13 protein-coding genes are annotated in these 15,280 nt (G+C 72.1%); 6 read left to right on the forward strand and 7 right to left on the reverse strand.

From position 1 onward, the window contains the following. Nucleotides 1–52 precede the first annotated feature (52 nt). From IF29_RS0126520 to IF29_RS0126535, 4 genes are all read left to right on the forward strand, one after another. Nucleotides 53–1,108, forward strand: a complete 1,056-nt coding sequence (locus tag IF29_RS0126520; protein WP_030259836.1) for a PHP domain-containing protein — start codon at nt 53–55, stop codon at nt 1,106–1,108. Next, nucleotides 1,108–2,001, forward strand: coding sequence for a non-homologous end-joining DNA ligase (gene ligD / locus IF29_RS0126525; protein WP_030259838.1), 894 nt, complete (start codon nt 1,108–1,110; stop codon nt 1,999–2,001). Before IF29_RS0126520 ends, ligD begins: the two co-directional genes overlap by 1 nt. Beyond that, a complete protein-coding gene (locus IF29_RS0126530) occupies nt 1,998–2,966 on the forward strand; it encodes an ATP-dependent DNA ligase (protein WP_030259841.1) in 969 nt (322 codons plus the stop codon). Before ligD ends, IF29_RS0126530 begins: the two co-directional genes overlap by 4 nt. Before the next feature lie 71 nt (nt 2,967–3,037). Further along, a complete protein-coding gene (locus tag IF29_RS0126535) occupies nt 3,038–3,616 on the forward strand; it encodes a HutD/Ves family protein (protein ID WP_030259845.1) in 579 nt (192 codons plus the stop codon). A 13-nt stretch (nt 3,617–3,629) separates the two neighbouring features. Here the strand turns inward: IF29_RS0126535 and IF29_RS0126540 are convergent, their stop codons facing one another. The 6 genes from IF29_RS0126540 to IF29_RS43870 form a co-directional block, all read right to left on the reverse strand. Next, nucleotides 3,630–4,202: a hypothetical protein gene (locus IF29_RS0126540; RefSeq protein WP_030259847.1), complete on the reverse strand. Its 573-nt coding sequence runs from the start codon at nt 4,200–4,202 to the stop codon at nt 3,630–3,632. A 61-nt stretch (nt 4,203–4,263) separates the two neighbouring features. Then, nucleotides 4,264–5,679: an NAD(P)(+) transhydrogenase (Re/Si-specific) subunit beta gene (locus tag IF29_RS0126545; protein WP_030259850.1), complete on the reverse strand. Its 1,416-nt coding sequence runs from the start codon at nt 5,677–5,679 to the stop codon at nt 4,264–4,266. Then, a complete protein-coding gene (locus IF29_RS0126550) occupies nt 5,676–6,002 on the reverse strand; it encodes an NAD(P) transhydrogenase subunit alpha part 2 (protein ID WP_030259854.1) in 327 nt (108 codons plus the stop codon). Before IF29_RS0126550 ends, IF29_RS0126545 begins: the two co-directional genes overlap by 4 nt. Next, the gene (locus IF29_RS0126555) at nt 5,999–7,189 is read right to left on the reverse strand and encodes an NAD(P) transhydrogenase subunit alpha (protein WP_030259857.1); all 1,191 of its coding nucleotides are present in this window, start codon (nt 7,187–7,189) and stop codon (nt 5,999–6,001) included. Before IF29_RS0126555 ends, IF29_RS0126550 begins: the two co-directional genes overlap by 4 nt. Nucleotides 7,190–7,556: 367 nt before the next feature. Beyond that, the gene (locus tag IF29_RS0126560; RefSeq protein ID WP_157623937.1) at nt 7,557–8,033 is read right to left on the reverse strand and encodes a hypothetical protein; all 477 of its coding nucleotides are present in this window, start codon (nt 8,031–8,033) and stop codon (nt 7,557–7,559) included. Continuing rightward, nucleotides 8,030–9,103: a helix-turn-helix domain-containing protein gene (locus IF29_RS43870; protein WP_051726034.1), complete on the reverse strand. Its 1,074-nt coding sequence runs from the start codon at nt 9,101–9,103 to the stop codon at nt 8,030–8,032. The genes IF29_RS0126560 and IF29_RS43870 overlap by 4 nt, the downstream gene beginning before the upstream one ends. A 1,020-nt stretch (nt 9,104–10,123) precedes the next feature. On the opposite strand from IF29_RS43870, the gene IF29_RS0126575 reads away from it, so the two are divergent. Together IF29_RS0126575 and IF29_RS0126580 are read left to right on the forward strand one after the other, a co-directional pair. Further along, on the forward strand, nt 10,124–11,377 hold the full coding sequence (locus IF29_RS0126575; RefSeq protein WP_157623939.1) for an HNH endonuclease signature motif containing protein: 1,254 nt from the start codon (nt 10,124–10,126) through the stop codon (nt 11,375–11,377). Between the two features lie 143 nt (nt 11,378–11,520). After that, nucleotides 11,521–13,479: an ABC transporter ATP-binding protein gene (locus IF29_RS0126580; RefSeq protein WP_232242459.1), complete on the forward strand. Its 1,959-nt coding sequence runs from the start codon at nt 11,521–11,523 to the stop codon at nt 13,477–13,479. Nucleotides 13,480–13,516: 37 nt separating this feature from the next. On the opposite strand, the gene IF29_RS0126585 is transcribed toward IF29_RS0126580, so the two are convergent. Continuing rightward, on the reverse strand, nt 13,517–15,112 hold the full coding sequence (locus IF29_RS0126585) for an MFS transporter (protein WP_030259867.1): 1,596 nt from the start codon (nt 15,110–15,112) through the stop codon (nt 13,517–13,519). Nucleotides 15,113–15,280 lie beyond the last annotated feature (168 nt).

Below are 15,280 nucleotides of genomic sequence, written 5' to 3' on the forward strand. Positions count from 1 at the left end.
CCTGTTATGCCGGAATCGGTTGAGTGGGCCGGGAGCCGGGGATATGCCGGAGATGGAACCGAGGGAAGCCCTGGAACGGATCGCGTTCCTGCTGGAGCGCGAGGACGCGCCCAGGTACCGGGTGCAGGCGTTCCGGCACGCGGCCCGGACGGTGGCCGGGCTGTCGCAGCTGGAACTGCTGCAGCGGGCGGTGGGCGGACGGCTCACCGACCTGGAGGGCATCGGCCGGACCACCGCCCGGGTGATCGCCGAGGCCGCCGCGGGACGTACCCCCGACTACCTCGCCGACCTGGAGGAACGGGCCGCCGAGCCGCTCGCGGACGGCGGTGCGCAGCTGCGGGCCGCGCTGCGCGGCGACTGCCACCTGCACTCCGACTGGTCGGACGGCGGCAGCCCGATCGAGGCGATGGCCGAAGCGGCCCGCGGCCTCGGCCACAGCTGGGCGGTGCTCACCGACCACTCGCCCCGGCTGCGGATCGCCCGCGGGCTCAGCGCGGAGCGGCTGCGCGAGCAGCTCGACGTCGTCGCCCGGTACAACGAGCAGTCCGGCACCGACGCCGGGACGGCCCCGTTCCGGCTGCTGACCGGTATCGAGTGCGACATCCTCTCCGGCGGGGCGCTGGACCAGGAGGACGACCTGCTGGAGCGGCTGGACGTGGTGGTCGCCTCGGTCCACTCCGAGCTGCGGATGGGCCGGGAGGCGATGACCCGGCGGCTGCTCAGGGCGGTGTCGGACCCCCGGGTGGACATCCTGGGCCACTGCACCGGCCGGCTGCTGGGCGCCAAGCCGCGGCCGGAGTCGGTCTTCGACGCCGAGGCCGTCTTCGCCGCCTGCGCCGAACGGGGCACGGCGGTCGAGATCAACTGCCGCCCGGACCGGCTGGACCCGCCCCGGCGGCTGCTGCGCCAGGCCCTCGACGCCGGCGTGCTGTTCGCCATCGACAGCGACGCCCACGCCCCGGGGCAACTGGACTGGCAGGGCTACGGCTGCGCCCGCGCCGAGGAGGCCGGGGTGCCGGCCGAACGGGTCGTCACCACCTGGACCGCCCGCGAGCTGCTGACCTGGACCCGCACCCGGCGGGTGCCGGCCCGGACCCGGGAGGCGTGATGCCGGCCGAACGCACCGTGGTGGAGGTGGAGGGCCGGCGGCTGTCGCTCTCGCACCTGGACAAGCCGATGTACCCGGCGAGCGGGTTCACCAAGGCGGCCGTGCTGCACCACTACGGGCAGGTGGCGCCGCTGATGCTGCCGCATCTCGACGGCCGGCCGGCCAGTTTCGTGCGCTGCCCCGGCGGGGTGGACGGGGAGCGGTTCTGGGCCAAACGGGTGCCGCCGGGCGCTCCCGACTGGATCTCCGACCTGGAGGTGGAACTCCGCACCGGCCCCGCCAGCCAGGTGGTGGTCGCCGACCTGGCCACGCTGATCTGGGCGGCCAACCTCGACACCATCGAGTTCCACGTGCCGCAGTGGCGGGACGCCCCGGAGCTGCACGACCGGCTGATCGTCGACCTGGACCCGGGTGAGGGCGCCGACATGCTGCACTGCTGCGCCGCCGCCCTGGCGGTGCGGACCGTGCTGGCCGAGGACGGGTTCGAGGTGTGGGCCAAGACCTCCGGGTCCAAGGGGCTGCATCTGACGGTGCCACTGGTCCCGGCGCCCGCGGTGCAGGTGAACGCCTACGCCAAGCGGCTGGCCCAGCGGCTGAAGGCGGCGTACCCGCAGCTGATCGTCAGTCGGATGGGCAAGGAGCTGCGGCGCGACCGGGTGCTGCTGGACTGGTCCCAGAACGCCTCCGCCAAGACCACCGTCGCCGCCTACTCGCTGCGGGCCCTGGCCGAGCCGACGGTGTCGACGCCGGTCGGCTGGCAGGAGATCGCGGACTGCCGGGACCCGGCGGAGCTGTCGTTCACCGCCGACGACCTCCCGGAGCGGCTCGCACGGCTGGGCGACCTGCACGCGCCGCTGCTGGACCCCTCGGTGGCCCGGAGGCTGCCCGGATGAGCGCGGCGGCGGCAGCGGGTTGGATCGCGCCGATGCTGGCCGGCCAAGGTCCGGTGCCGGCCGACACCAGCGGCTGGGCGGCGGAGGTGAAGTGGGACGGCATGCGGGTCGTCGTCAGCGTGGACGAGCGCGGCACGGTCCGGGCGTTCGCCCGCTCCGGCGCCGACGCCACCGCCCGCTACCCCGAACTGCAGTCACTGGGCCGCCTGGCGGCCGTCGCGCCGCTGGTCCTGGACGCCGAGGCGGTGGCCCTGGACCCGGCCACCGGAGTCCCCTCCTTCGAGCGGCTGCAACAGCGGATGACGCTGCGTCAGCAGGACCGGATCGCGGCCGCCCGGCTGCGGACCCCGGTGACATTCATGGCCTTCGACGTGCTGCGGCACCGCGGAACGGCGGTCACCCGCCGCGGCTACCTGGAGCGGCGCGCGCTGCTGGAACGGCTCGACCTCCCGGCGGACGGCTCGGTCGTCGCGCCGCCCGCCTGGATCGGAGCCGATGTGGCGACCGGCATCGACTGGACCCGGGAGCGCGGGATGGAGGGCGTCATCCTCAAGCGCCTGGCCTCCGGCTACCAGCCGGGCCGGCGGTCCCCGGACTGGATCAAGGTGAAGTTCCGTCCCACGGCCGACGTCCTGATCGGCGGCTGGCTGGCCGACGACCGCGGCGAGCCGCGTTCGCTGCTGGTCGGTCGGGAGGTGCCGGGCGGCCTGCGCTACGTCGGCTCGGTCGGGTCCGGTCTCTCCGCCGTCCAGCGGGAGTTGCTGCTGCCGCTGCTGACCGAGGCCGCTGCGGCGGAGTCGCCCTTCACGGCGGGGCTGGACCTGCCGCGGCTGGCCCGGCCCCCGGCCGACGTCCGCTGGGTCCGTCCGCTGCTCCGGGGTGAGGTGCAGTACGCCGAGGTCACCGACGGCGGCAGCCTGCGGCAGCCGGCCTGGAAGGGGCTGCGCGGGCTGGCCGGCGAATAGGGTGATGATCACCGGCGGGGGTCGGCCGGACAGGGCAGGGCAGGGCAGGGCACAGACGAGGAGTGCGGTCGATGGCGGGCGTTTCGGGTGTGACGGTGCTGCGGGCGGCGGAGCGGGAGGCCGCGCCGTGGAAGAACGGGGGCGGGGTCACCCGGGAGGTGGCGGCGCACCCCGAGGGCTCGGGGCTGGACGGGTTCCACTGGCGGGTGAGCCTGGCCGATGTCGCGCGGGGCGGGCCGTTCTCGGCGTTCAGCGGGGTGGACCGGGTGATCACCGTGGTCCGGGGCGCCGGCATGGTCCTGACCGTCGACGGGATCGAGCACCGGATCGACCAGCGCTACCGTCCGTTCGCGTTCCCCGGGGACGCGGACACCGACTGCCGTCTGCTCCAAGGACCGCTGCTGGACTTCAATGTGATGACCCGTCGGGACCGCACCTCGGCCCGGGTGGACATCGTCACCGGGCGGACGGTGCTCAGCGGTCCGGACACCCTCGTCGTCCTCCTCGACGGCACGGCGGGGCTGGAGCACGAGGGCGTCGAGCTGGGGGCGCTGGACGCAGTCCGTCTGGTCGGCGGCGCCGGGGACGTGCTCGACCTCCACGGCACGGCGGCGGTGCTGGTCTTCACACCGGCGGGGGCGGACGGGTAGGCGCCGGCCGGCGTCAGTCGACCGGTGTGACCTCCTGCAGCAGGCCGTGGACGAAGCGGGCCTGGCGCCGGAGCGTGCCGCCCTGCCCGTCGGGGGCCGCGAAGCGGCTGGTCCAGCGGCTGGGTGCGTCCTCGGGCAGGTGCCGGACCTCGGGGAAGAGCCGTTCCAGATCGCTGACCACGTACTCCCAGGGGGCGAGCTCGCCGGCGGCGGGCACCGGCGGCGGGGCCGTCTCCGGGGCGCGGACCAGCCACTCCTGCCAGACCCCGCCGTCGGGACCCGCGACCGCCTCGAAGCGCAGGTCCGGCCAGAGCGGCAGCGCCCACTGGTGCAGCCGGCAGGTGAGGTCGCCGGTGCGCTGCTCCCGCACCGAGAGCTGCGGTCCGAGCACCGCGACCAGCCGGGACATCCCGCGCGGCGCGCCCTTCGCCCGGACGAAGCGCTGCCAGGCGGCGTTGACCTGCCGCATCTCACCGACCGACACGCCCATCCCGCTGCGCGCCCGCTCGACCAGCACCGGCTGGAAGTCGGCCATCCGCCGCAGCAGGACCAGCTGGAACTCCTGCACTCCGAACGCCTGCGTCACCGCACCAGGATCTCACGGGTGACCCAGCGGCCCCGGCACCCCCGGCGCCCCGGGCCCCCGATCACCCGACGAAGGCCCGGACCGCGGCCCGCAGCTCGATCAGCCCCTGCTTGGCGTCGGCGAAGAACATCCCGGTCCGCGGGTCGGTGTAGAGCTCGTTGTCGATCCCCGCGTAGCCGTGTCCCATGGAGCGCTTGATCACCACCACGCTCCTGGCCCGGTCCACGTCCAGGATCGGCATGCCGGAGACCGGGGTGCCGGGGCGCCGGGCGGCCGGATTGGTCACGTCGTTGGCCCCCACCACCAGGGCGACGTCCGCCTGCGGGAACTCGGGGTTGACCTCGTCCATCTCCTTCAGCTGCGGGTAGGGCACGTCCGCCTCCGCCAGCAGCACGTTCATATGGCCGGGCATCCGTCCGGCCACCGGGTGGACGGCGTAGCTGACCTCCACCCCGTGCGCCTCCAACAGCTGGACCAGGTCGCCGAGTTCGTGCTGGGCCCGGGCGGCGGCCAGGCCGTAGCCGGGGACCACGATCACCTTGCGGGCGTAGGCGAGCTGGATCGCCACGTCGTCCGCGGAGAGCGGCCGCACCGACGCCGCGCCGCCGCCCGCGTCCGTCGCGGCCCCGCCGCCGTCGGTGCCGAAGCCGCCGACCATGACGGCGGCGACCGAGCGGTTCATGGCGTCCGCCATGAGCTTGGTGAGGATGGTGCCCGACGCGCCGACCAGGGCCCCGGCGACGATCAGCGCCGGTTCGCCGAGGACGAAGCCCGCCATCGCGACCGCCGTCCCGGTGAAGGCGTTGAGCAGGGAGATCACCACCGGCATGTCCGCACCGCCGATCGGCAGCACCATCGCCACGCCGAAGACCAGCGCGAGCGCCAGCAGCACCAGCGGGGCCGCGGTCTGATCGGGCGTCAGGACCAGCCACACCGTGCCCGCCACGAAGGCCGGCGGCAGCAGCACCGCGAGCGCCCGGGCACCGGGGAAGACCAGCGGCCGGCCCGGAACGGTGCCCTGCAGCTTGCCGGCGGCGACCAGGGAGCCGGCGAAGGTCACGGTGCCGATCACCACGTCCAGGGCTCCGGGGACGGTGACCCGCGCGCCGAGTGCGGCCGGGTGCGGGCTGCCGAGCAGGTCCTGCAGCGGGATCAGCACCGCGGCTCCGCCGCCGACCGCGTTGAACAGGCTCACCAGCTGCGGCATGGCCGTCATCTCGACCGACCGCGCCGCGTAGAGCCCGCAGCCGGACCCGAACGCACCGCCCAGGACCAGCACCAGCCAGCCGGTGCCGGTGACCGAGCCCCGGTCCAGCAGCAGCACGGCGGTGGCGACGACGGCCACGGCCATGGCCCCGGCCGAGAGCGCGTTGCCGCGCCGGGCCGAGCGCGGCGAGTTCATCAGGTGCAGGCCGAAGACGAAGCAGGCCGCGGCGGCGAGCAGGACGTACCTGACGGCCGACTCCACCGGGCTCATTCGCGTGGCCCCTGGTCCGCGCCGTGGTCCGTGCCGTGCTCCGGCCGGGTCCGGAACATCCGCAGCATCCGGTCGGTGACGACATATCCGCCGACGACGTTCATGGCCCCGAAGGCCGCCGCGACGAACACCAGGACGTAGCCGAGGGGGCCGTGGGCCTGCGCGGCGATCAGCATGGCGCCGATCACCACGATGCCGTGGATCGAGTTGGCCCCGGACATCAGCGGCGTGTGCAGGGTCGCCGGGACCTTGCTGATCACCTCGAAGCCGACCAGTACGGCGAGGACGAAGACGGTGATCGCGGTGGACAGGTCGAGACTCATCGGCTGCCTCCCAGGCGGGCTCGGCCGTCGAGCAGTGCGGCGACGGCCGGATGGACGACGGAACCGGCGTGGGTCACCACGACCGCGGCCTGGATCTCGTCGCTGAGGTCGACGGTCGGACCGCCGTCGTGGTCGTCGTGGCCGTCATGGAGCAGGTACGTCAGCATCGCCCCGGCGTTGCGGGCATAGGCCGTGGACGCCGCCGCGGCCATGGCGGAGGGCAGGTGGCCGGCCCCGATCACGGTGACGCCCTGTGCCGTGACGACGGTGGCGTCCGGTTCGGAGCGCTCGACGTTCCCGCCGGACCGGCCCGCCGCCAGGTCGACCACCACCGAACCGGGCCGCATCCGGTCCAGGGCCCTGGCGGTGACCAGCACCGGGGGCCGCCCGCCGGGCACCTGCGCGGTGGTGATCACCACGTCGGCGCGGGCCACGGCCTCCTCCAGGCCCTGCTGCTGGGCGAGTTGCTCGGCCTCGGCCAGCCGTCCGGCATAGCCGTCGGCGCCGGTGCGGACCGCGGGCACCGCCGGGATCTCCAGGAACCGCGCACCCAGTGACTCCACCTCCTCCCTGGACTCCGGCCGCACGTCGTACCCGGTCACCACGGCTCCCAGCCGCCGCGCCGTCGCGACGGCCTGCAGTCCGGCAACTCCGGTGCCCAGGACCAGGACCGCCGCCGGTCTCGAGGTACCGGCTGCGGTCGTCAGCATTGGGAAGAAGCGTGCGAAGGTGTCGGCCGCCACCAGCACGGCCTTGTACCCGGCGATGTTCGCCTGCGAGGTCAGCGCGTCCATCGGCTGGGCCCGGCTGAGTGTGCGCGGCAGCAGGTCCAGGCTCAGCGCGGTGACCCCGGCCTCGGCCCAGGCTCCCGCCGCGACCGGGTTCCGCAGTACGTCCAGCAGACCGACCAGCAGCGTTCCCGGCCGCAGCCCGGCCGTGGTGGCCGGGTCCGGCGGACCCACGCACAGCAGCACCTGTGCCCGCTGCAGCAGTTCGGCGGCCGGGACCAGTTCCGCACCCGCCGCCAGGTAGTCGGCGTCAGCGAACCAGGCGGCAGCTCCAGCCCCCGGTTCGACCAGGACCCGCACACCCCCCGGCGCCAGCCGGGCGACCGACTCCGGCACCAGCGCCACCCGGCACTCCCCGCGCGCCCGCTCCCGCAGCACCCCGACGGTGACGCTTCCCATCCGCTGTCCCTTCGCCGGAGCGTGCATGTGTGCGTGCGTGCCTGCCTGACTCCAATCTCCAACGCGACGGGCCGTCAGAGAAGGGGCCGGTTGGCAGCGGACGAGAACGGGCGGATCCGTGCCGTGCGCGACGCCGAATCGCCGGCGCCAGCCCTCTGCCAGGCAAGCTTCGTTGATCGACCCCTGCGGAGATCAACCCGCTTTGGAGACGTCCCGGGCCTCGTTGCGGGGGATGCCGTCCCGGGTGGGAGGACCGCTGGGCCGACCAGTGCGTCGGCGAGGCGGTTGAGGAAGGCGGCAGTGTCCAGATTGGTGAGGGCATGGGCACATCGCCGGGCTTCGGCGTCGAGGAGACCCTCGATGGTGTTCATAGGGTCGTTCCCGTCTGGTGGAGCTCCAATTGGGTGCTGAGGTGGCGCAGACCGGCCCAGGTGTGGGCCTTCGCAGCTCCTAGCTCGATGTTGAGGGTGCTGGCGACGTTCTCGTACGAGAGGTTGGCCAAGTGCCGCAACCGCACACAGCGGGCCTGTATCGGAGAACGCGATTCCAGGTCATCGAGTGCGGCTTGCAAGGGCGAGACTGTCCGGTTACGGGGACGACCGGCCAGGACGTCGTCGAGGATGTCGAGAGCTGCCAAAGCGGGGGATGTCTCGGCGAGAAGACGGTCCCAGTGGCAGTAGATCAGAGCGGCGGCGTGCAGGACGGCCTGTTCCGCGGCGGCGGTACTGGTCAGGCTCTGAAGTGCCAGTCGGAGGAAGGGCTGGTGCCACTGAGTAAGGAAGGCTTCGAAGTCCAAGGGCAGGGACGGTCCGGTCTGGGCGACGCGTGGGCTGCGACGGTTCATGACGAACCTTCGGCGATCGGATTCTTGGATCTGGCGTCGCAGGTGGTTTGGAGACTGGCCGATGGGGAGGGACGGGCCGCGGGGGTCTGTTCCCACAGGGGCCGGACTTCCTCCGGGCGTCCGTGGAGCGCGCTGACCAGGCCCCGGACCACGGGCCAGTCGGGGATGGTGCCGGCGAGGAATGAACTGACCTGCTGGGCGGTGAGTTGGTGGGCTGACGATGAGCACAGTCGGGCCGGAGCGGGACGGGCTGCGGCAAGGTAGAGGCCGCTCACGGCGGCGTGCAGTTCGGAGGCGGCGCTGTCGGAGAGCAGGCGGGGACGTAGACCGCGTGCCGCCTCCCACAGCGGTCGAAGATGGTCGGGGTCGCCCTGGCAGGCTTCGGCCAGAGTCTTCGTGAGCTTCCAACTGGGCAGACGTTCCCCGGACAGCACGCGGGACACGTAGGACGGGGAGACGCCGACGACCTCGGCCAGGGCTCGGATGCTGCTGGTGGAGGAACGCTGAAGATGGGACATGGCACTGCTCAACTGCCGGACCGGGTCGCTTGCTGTGCCGACCGTGTGATCGGTGGATGCGTCTGCGGTGCGGGTGTCTGCCGAGGGGTTGCACGCGGCGGGGTCGGACCTGGTGGGGCGCCGCTCGAAGACGGATTCGGTACGGCGTTTGGCGTCGAGGCGGGCCTCGCGTCGGACGAGCATGCGCCAGGTTCGATCGCTGGACCAGCGGGTGCTTGCGGTGGGGGCGCTCACCTCCAAGGCGCCGCCGATGGCTTTCCAGGTGAGGTTGGGGTGGCGTGAGCGAGTCTGCTGGACCGCGAAGGCCTGTAAATCCGTCAGGCCGTGCTGTACGTCGTTGAGCTGGTCCAACAGGGCAAGTGGGTCCAGGTCCGGGTCGCCTGCCACGGTGCGGGACACCAGCCGTTGTGTCTCTTCTACCTGCATGGCGAAGTCGTGAGCGAACAACTGCAGCGCCCGGTCGTAGCGTTCAGGTGTCGAGGGGCCGGTGACGAGGGGGGTCGATGCGATGCGGCTTCGGGCGCGCTTGCGACACGCGGCCGAGCGGCACATGGGCGTGCAGTACTTCGGTGGTCTGCCCTGAGTGTTGTGTCGAACATACTTGCGGCCGCAGTGTGCGCAAGTCGCCGGTGACGATGCCATGAATGATTTCCTTGGTGGGCGTTCCGGGGGCGCGGTTTCGTTCCGCTTCAGCCCCCGATCCGGACCGGTTCTTGCACGAAACGCAAACCGGTAATGATCATGTGCAACTGGTGCCGCCGAGGCATTGTCCCGACGGCACCAGTGCGTGCTCTACCGGAGATTGGCGCGCCGGTACCCCAGGTGAGAACGGTTGGCTGCGGTGATTGCGGCCAACAGGAGGGCGCCCGCGGCACTGTCAACGGCGGTCCCGCGGATGAGCATGATCGGCAGCACCAGGAGGGCAAGGAAGGCGCCCAGGTGCAACGTGACTGTCAGGTCAACACATTGACCCGGCTCGTAGGTTTGAAGAGCTCCAGTACGCGGCATGTTACGGTCGTCAAACGCGCGGTCCTGCAACGCCCTAGGGCGCTGGACCGCACTCCGATCGGGAGGCATAGGTCGTCCTTGATCTTGGAGTGAATGTGGACGGTGGAGCCCCGGCGAAAGGTTGAGCGACCAGACCGGGGCTCCCCGCTATCCGGGGACACTACAGCGACACGTGCATGCCCACGGGGCGCCGTGGAACGTAAGCCGAAGATTTCCCCTCAAGCCGATGTAGAAAATCTGATTCTTTCGCGTTTGGCTACACTACGGTCAAAAGTGGTCTATGGTAGACGGCTTACTCTCCTAAGGCGTCTGACTTGTGCAGAACTTGTAGCGCATAGGTGCCGATGGTTCGCGGGAGATCGGCAGTCACGCGTTTTGTTGATGTCGTTGTAGCCACAGATCTCTTGGGCTTCAGTCCCGCTAGCGGGTTCGCAGGGCGTGCGGGAGTTCGATACGCAACCGTTCGTACAGCTCAGAGGCCCTATCGGCGACGGTTTTGACGGTGGGTCGGGGTAGAATCAGGGGTGTACGGAGCACCTGGAGGGGGTGGTTGTGGTGGGCTGGTTGGAGGAGGGGGATGCGCTGGCGGCGGGGTTGGCGCGGGCGGTGCCGGGGGCGGTGAGTGTGGCCGGGATCGCCGCGTTGGACGGCGCGCCGATGTCGGCGGCCGGGCGGATCGATGCGTTGGTGGCGGTGGCGCGGGCGCGGTGCTGGCTGGAGGCGGTGCAGATCGCCATGCTCGCCGGCTTGCAGGAGCAGCCGCTGACCTGCATCCCCGGCCACCCCGATGCGCTGGGGGACTTCCTGGAGACCCAGGAGCAGGTGGCCTGCGCTCTGCGGATCTCCCCGGACACCGCCTACGGACGGCTGGTCGAGGCCCAGCAGTTGACGAGCCGGTTCCCGGCCTCCCTGGGCCTGCTGGCGGAGGGGCGGGTGCAGATCATGCACCTCAAGGCCCTGCTGGAGCACACCGCTGCCCTGGAGGACGAGGTCGCCGCGCGGGTGGAGGAATTGGTGCTGCTCAAGCTGCCGACCCAGACCGTGGGCGCGGCCCGCAAGGCCATCAGCCGCGCCGTGATCAAAGCCGACCCGGCCGGAGCCGAGCAGCGCCACACCCGCGCCCGGGAGGACCGGCGCACCACGCTGCAGCCGCACCCCGAGGGCATGGCCTGGTTCGGAGCGCTGCTGACGGCCGGGGATGCGGCGCTGGTGGACGCCGCGGTCACCGCGCACGCCCGGACTCTGGACGCAGACGGCCGCACCCTGCCCCAACGCTGCGCGGACGCGCTGGTGGAACTTGTCTCCGGAACCGCGACAAGTTCCCCGACCGCCACGATCGTGGTCACCGTCCCCTACGACACCCTGATCGGCACCACCGAGGACCCCGCTGACCTCACCGGGTACGGTCCCCTTACGCCCACTCAGGCCCGCGCCCTTGCCACCCGTCCCGGCAGCGTCTGGCGCCGCCTGCTCACCCACCCCGCCACCGGACAGGTCCTGAAGACCGATCCGACCAGCTACCGGCCTACCGCCGAGACCACCCGGCATGTGATCGCCCGCGACCCGCACTGCCGCTTCCCCGGCTGCACCCGCCCCTCCCGACGCTGCGACCTGGACCACGTAGTCCCCTTCAACCACGCGAACCCGCAGGCCGGAGGACCCACCACGCCCGACAACCTGATCCCCCTGTGCCGCAGGCACCACCTGACCAAGCACCGCGCCGGCTGGCACATCGGCTACAGCAGCGCCTCGGGCAACGTCACCTGGACCGCCCCCACCGGCCACACCTACACCGACCAACCCACACCCGCCGCGTAGCCCTTGGCGCCTGGGCGTGGCCCGTTCGGGCGGCGCGCACCCGGAGTGCGCCCGTCGGGTCCACGATGCGCCGGTTCCACGCCGCAGACGCGGTGCTGTCCGGGTCGGCAGGCTGGGCCCGAGGGTGGGAGGGGGACGGCGGGGTGGCGGACGAGACCGCTGTGGCCGACACCGGTGCGGAGCAGCCGGGGGAGTCGAGCGGGACGGGGGAGTCGGGGGAGTCGGGCGAGGAGCTCAGGTTCGCCTACAGCGGCGGGGACTCCGAGGAGTGGGCCGGCGATCTGACCGGGCGCAGGCTGGGCAGTCGGCTGCCGAGGCTGGTCGGTCGGTCGTTCGCGCTGGCCTGGGCGGTGGACCGGGGGGCGGTGGTGGCCCTGCTGGTGTGTCAGCTGGTGTCCGGGCTGTCGGGTGCGCTGGGGCTGTTCGCGACGACGCGGGCGCTGGGGGCGCTGATCGGGGCCGCACAGAACCCGGGGCACCTGGGCTCGGCGGTGCCGTCGGTGCTGGTGCTGGCCGCCGCGGCCGGGGTGCGGGCGGTGCTGGGCGTGGCGATCCAGGGCCTGTCGAACCGGCTGGCACCGCGGATCTCGCGGGAGGCCGAGTTCAGGATGCTGGAGGCGGCGACCAACGCCGAGATGGCCGCCTACGACCACCCGGGCTTCAACGACCGCTACGACAAGGCCGACCGGGGCGTCGAGGTCAGCCGGGACATGATCGGGCAGAGCCAGAACCTGGTCTCCTCGTTGGCCACCCTGGTCGCCGCCGCGGTGGTCATCACCGCGCTCGCACCGGTGCTGCTGCCGCTGCTGCTGCTCACCGCGGTGCCGCAGGCCCTCGCCTCGGTGAAGGGGGAGCGGATCACCTACCTGTCGTTCCTGGCCACCTTCCACGACCGGCGGATGCTGAACATGCTGCGCTGGAACCTGACCCACAAGGACCAGGCGGACCAGATCCGCACCGACACCCTGGCGCCGTACCTGCTGGCGAAGTACCGGGCCAGCGGGACCAAGGTGGACCGGACCAACGACCGCGCGGCCTGGCAGCGCGCCCGGGTCACCCTGCTCGGCTCCGCCGCCGGGGGCCTGGCGGCCGCGCTGATGTGGGGCGGCGTCATGTTCCTGCTGGGGACCGGGCGGATCGGCGCGGCCTCGGCCGGCACCGTGGTCTTCGCGCTGCGCTCGGCGGCCCAGGGGCTGCAGGGCATCGTCGGCTACGGCAGCGACCTGATGCGCACCGGCCGCTACATGGACGACTGGGAGTCGTTCGTGGAGGAGGCCGCCGGGCAGCGGCTGGACCGCGGTGCGCTGGTGCCGGGGCGGCCCCGCCATGTCGCCCTGCACCGGGTCGGCTACCGCTACCCCGAGGCGGACGAGGACACCCTGCACGAGGTGGACTTCGAGGTGCGGCAGGGTGAGATCGTCGCGGTGGTGGGGGAGAACGGCTCGGGCAAGACCACGCTGATGAAGCTGCTGTCCGGGCTCAACCTGCCGACCGAGGGCGTGGTCGCCTGGGACGGCGTCAGCACCCGGGACCTGGACCCGCACGCGCTGTGGCGGCAGACCGCGGTGGTGCCGCAGGAGTTCGCCCGCTGGCCGATGTCGGCGCGGGAGAACATCCACCTGGGCCAGCCGCGTCCCGGCGGTGACGAGGAGGTGCGCCGGGCGGCCGCGGCGAGCGGCGCCGACGACGTGGTCGCCCGGCTGCGCAGCGGTCTGGACACGCTGTTGGCCCGCGAGTGGTGGGGTGGCGTGGCGCTCTCCTCCGGCCAGTGGCAGCGCATCGCCGTCGCCCGGGCCACCCACCGGGACGCGGGCCTGCTGGTGATGGACGAGCCCACCTCGGACCTGGACCCGCGGGCCGAGCACCGGATCTTCACCGGCCTGCGCCGGCTGGCCGAGGACCGCGCCGTCGTGCTGGTCACCCACAACCTGTCCAACACCGTGATCGCGGACCGGATCGTGGTGATGGACCGGGGACGCGTCGTCCAGCAGGGCAGCTTCCAGGAGTTGACCACCCGTCCCGGCCTGATGCGGGACCTCTGGCTGCTGCAGCAGGACCGCAGCGCCCCGCCGGGGGTGGACGGGGCGCTGCGGGGCGACTGACCGTCGGCACGGTGCCGGTCGTCGCGGTGACGGTAGGTCAGATGTGCACGGCCGGGCCGGAGTCGGTGGCGCCGCGCTTGGTCAGCAGGCCGACGGCGCTGGCCAGCAGGGCGACCACGGCGGCGACGGTGAAGGCCAGCGACATCCCGCTGAGGAAGGAGTCGTGGGCGACCTGGGTGATGGCCTGGGCGGTCTGGGTGGGGGTGCCCTTGGCGATCGGGGCCGTGCCGACCTGGACGGCCTGCTTGAGCCCGGCGTAGTCCTGCGCCGAGACGGCGGGCAGCTTGGCGGCCGCCCACTTGCCGGGCAGCACGCTGTCCACCCTGGCGGCCATCACCGCGCCCAGCACGGCGGTGCCCAGGGTGCCGCCGACCTGCATGGCCGACTGCTGGAGTCCGCCGGCCACCCCGGCCAGCTCCACCGGGGCGTTGCCGACGATGATCTCGGTGGCGCCCACGATGACCGGGCTGAGCCCGAGGCCCAGCATCACGAACCACAGCGACAGCAGCACGGTGCTGGTCCCGGTGTGCAGCGCGGACATCCCGAACATGGCCGTGGCGGTGATCAGCATGCCGGCCACGATGGGGATGCGCGGGCCGATCCTGCCGATGACCAGCCCGGCGACCGGCGAGCCGACGATCAGCATCGCGGTCATCGGCAGCAGGTGCACCCCGGCCGCGACCGGCGACATGCCGCGCACGTTCTGCAGGTAGAAGGTGACGAAGAACAGCGCGCCGAAGAAGCCGAACATCATCAGGATCATCAGCACGGTGCCCGCGGACAGCGAGACCGAGCGGAACAGGCTGAGCGGCAGCAGCGGGTGCGAGGACCGGGTCTGCCAGTAGGTGAAGGCCGCCGCGAGCAGCACCGCGCCGCCCAGGAAGGCGAGCGTGCGGGCGTCTCCCCAGCCCCAGGCGGGGGCCTTGATGATGCCGAAGACCAGCAGGAACATCGCCACCGACAGCAGCACGATGCCGGGGATGTCGAAGGACTGGCCGCTCTTCTGCGGGCGCGCGTCGCGCAGGATCCACAGGCCGAGGCCGAGGGTGAGCAGGCCGACCGGGACGTTGACGAAGAAGACCGACTGCCAGCTGATGTGCTGGACCAGCAGCCCGCCCACGATCGGTCCGGCCGCGGTGGAGACGCCGATGGCGCCGCCCCAGATGCCGATGGCCATGTTCAGCTTGTTCGGCGGGAAGGTGGCCCGCAGCAGGCCCAGTGCGGCGGGCTGCAGCAGCGCCCCGAACAGCCCCTGGAGCACCCGGAAGACGATCACTAGCTCGATGCTGCCGGAGAAGCCGATCGCCGCCGAGGCCGCGGCGAAGCCGACCGCGCCGACCAGGAAGGTGGTGCGGTGCCCGAACCGGTCGCCGATCTTCCCGGCGGTGATCAGGAAGACCGCGAGGGCCAGCAGGTAGCCGTTGGTCACCCACTGGATGCTGGCCAGCGAGGCGTGCAGATGGGTCTGGATGGCGGGGTTGGCGATGGCCACGATGGTGCCGTCGAGCGCCACCATCATCACGCCGACCGCGACGGTCAGCAGCGTCAGCCACGGGTGGCCGCGCAGCCCCCGGCGGCCGTCGGGTATTGCGTCGAGCCGGTCCTCGGTTGCTTCAACCACGCGCTCAGTCATGCTGCCTGACTTCCTTGGTCGGTGCTGTCTCCCGTCACAATATGTCAGCTACTGACACTTGGCAAAGACTGACTTATGCATGTTAATGACATGTGTCAGCGAGGTATAGTCGGCAGAAACCCGGGGGCGGTTTTATGGAGGTGGCATCCCTTGGTCCAACAGGTTGCG

This window comes from Streptacidiphilus jeojiense, from assembly GCF_000719095.1.
GTDB lineage: Bacteria > Actinomycetota > Actinomycetes > Streptomycetales > Streptomycetaceae > Streptacidiphilus > Streptacidiphilus jeojiensis.

Coding starts and splice junctions, on each gene's coding strand:
- IF29_RS0126535 (WP_030259845.1), top strand. CDS start 3,038: ATGGCGGGCGTTTCGGGTGTGACGGTGCTGCGGGCGGCGGAGCGGGAG.
- IF29_RS0126550 (WP_030259854.1), bottom strand. CDS start 6,002: ATGAGTCTCGACCTGTCCACCGCGATCACCGTCTTCGTCCTCGCCGTA.
- IF29_RS0126545 (WP_030259850.1), bottom strand. CDS start 5,679: ATGAGCCCGGTGGAGTCGGCCGTCAGGTACGTCCTGCTCGCCGCCGCG.
- IF29_RS0126520 (WP_030259836.1), top strand. CDS start 53: ATGGAACCGAGGGAAGCCCTGGAACGGATCGCGTTCCTGCTGGAGCGC.
- ligD (WP_030259838.1), top strand. CDS start 1,108: ATGCCGGCCGAACGCACCGTGGTGGAGGTGGAGGGCCGGCGGCTGTCG.
- IF29_RS0126560 (WP_157623937.1), bottom strand. CDS start 8,033: ATGAACCGTCGCAGCCCACGCGTCGCCCAGACCGGACCGTCCCTGCCC.
- IF29_RS0126555 (WP_030259857.1), bottom strand. CDS start 7,189: ATGGGAAGCGTCACCGTCGGGGTGCTGCGGGAGCGGGCGCGCGGGGAG.
- IF29_RS0126530 (WP_030259841.1), top strand. CDS start 1,998: ATGAGCGCGGCGGCGGCAGCGGGTTGGATCGCGCCGATGCTGGCCGGC.
- IF29_RS43870 (WP_051726034.1), bottom strand. CDS start 9,103: ATGTGCCGCTCGGCCGCGTGTCGCAAGCGCGCCCGAAGCCGCATCGCA.
- IF29_RS0126585 (WP_030259867.1), bottom strand. CDS start 15,112: ATGACTGAGCGCGTGGTTGAAGCAACCGAGGACCGGCTCGACGCAATA.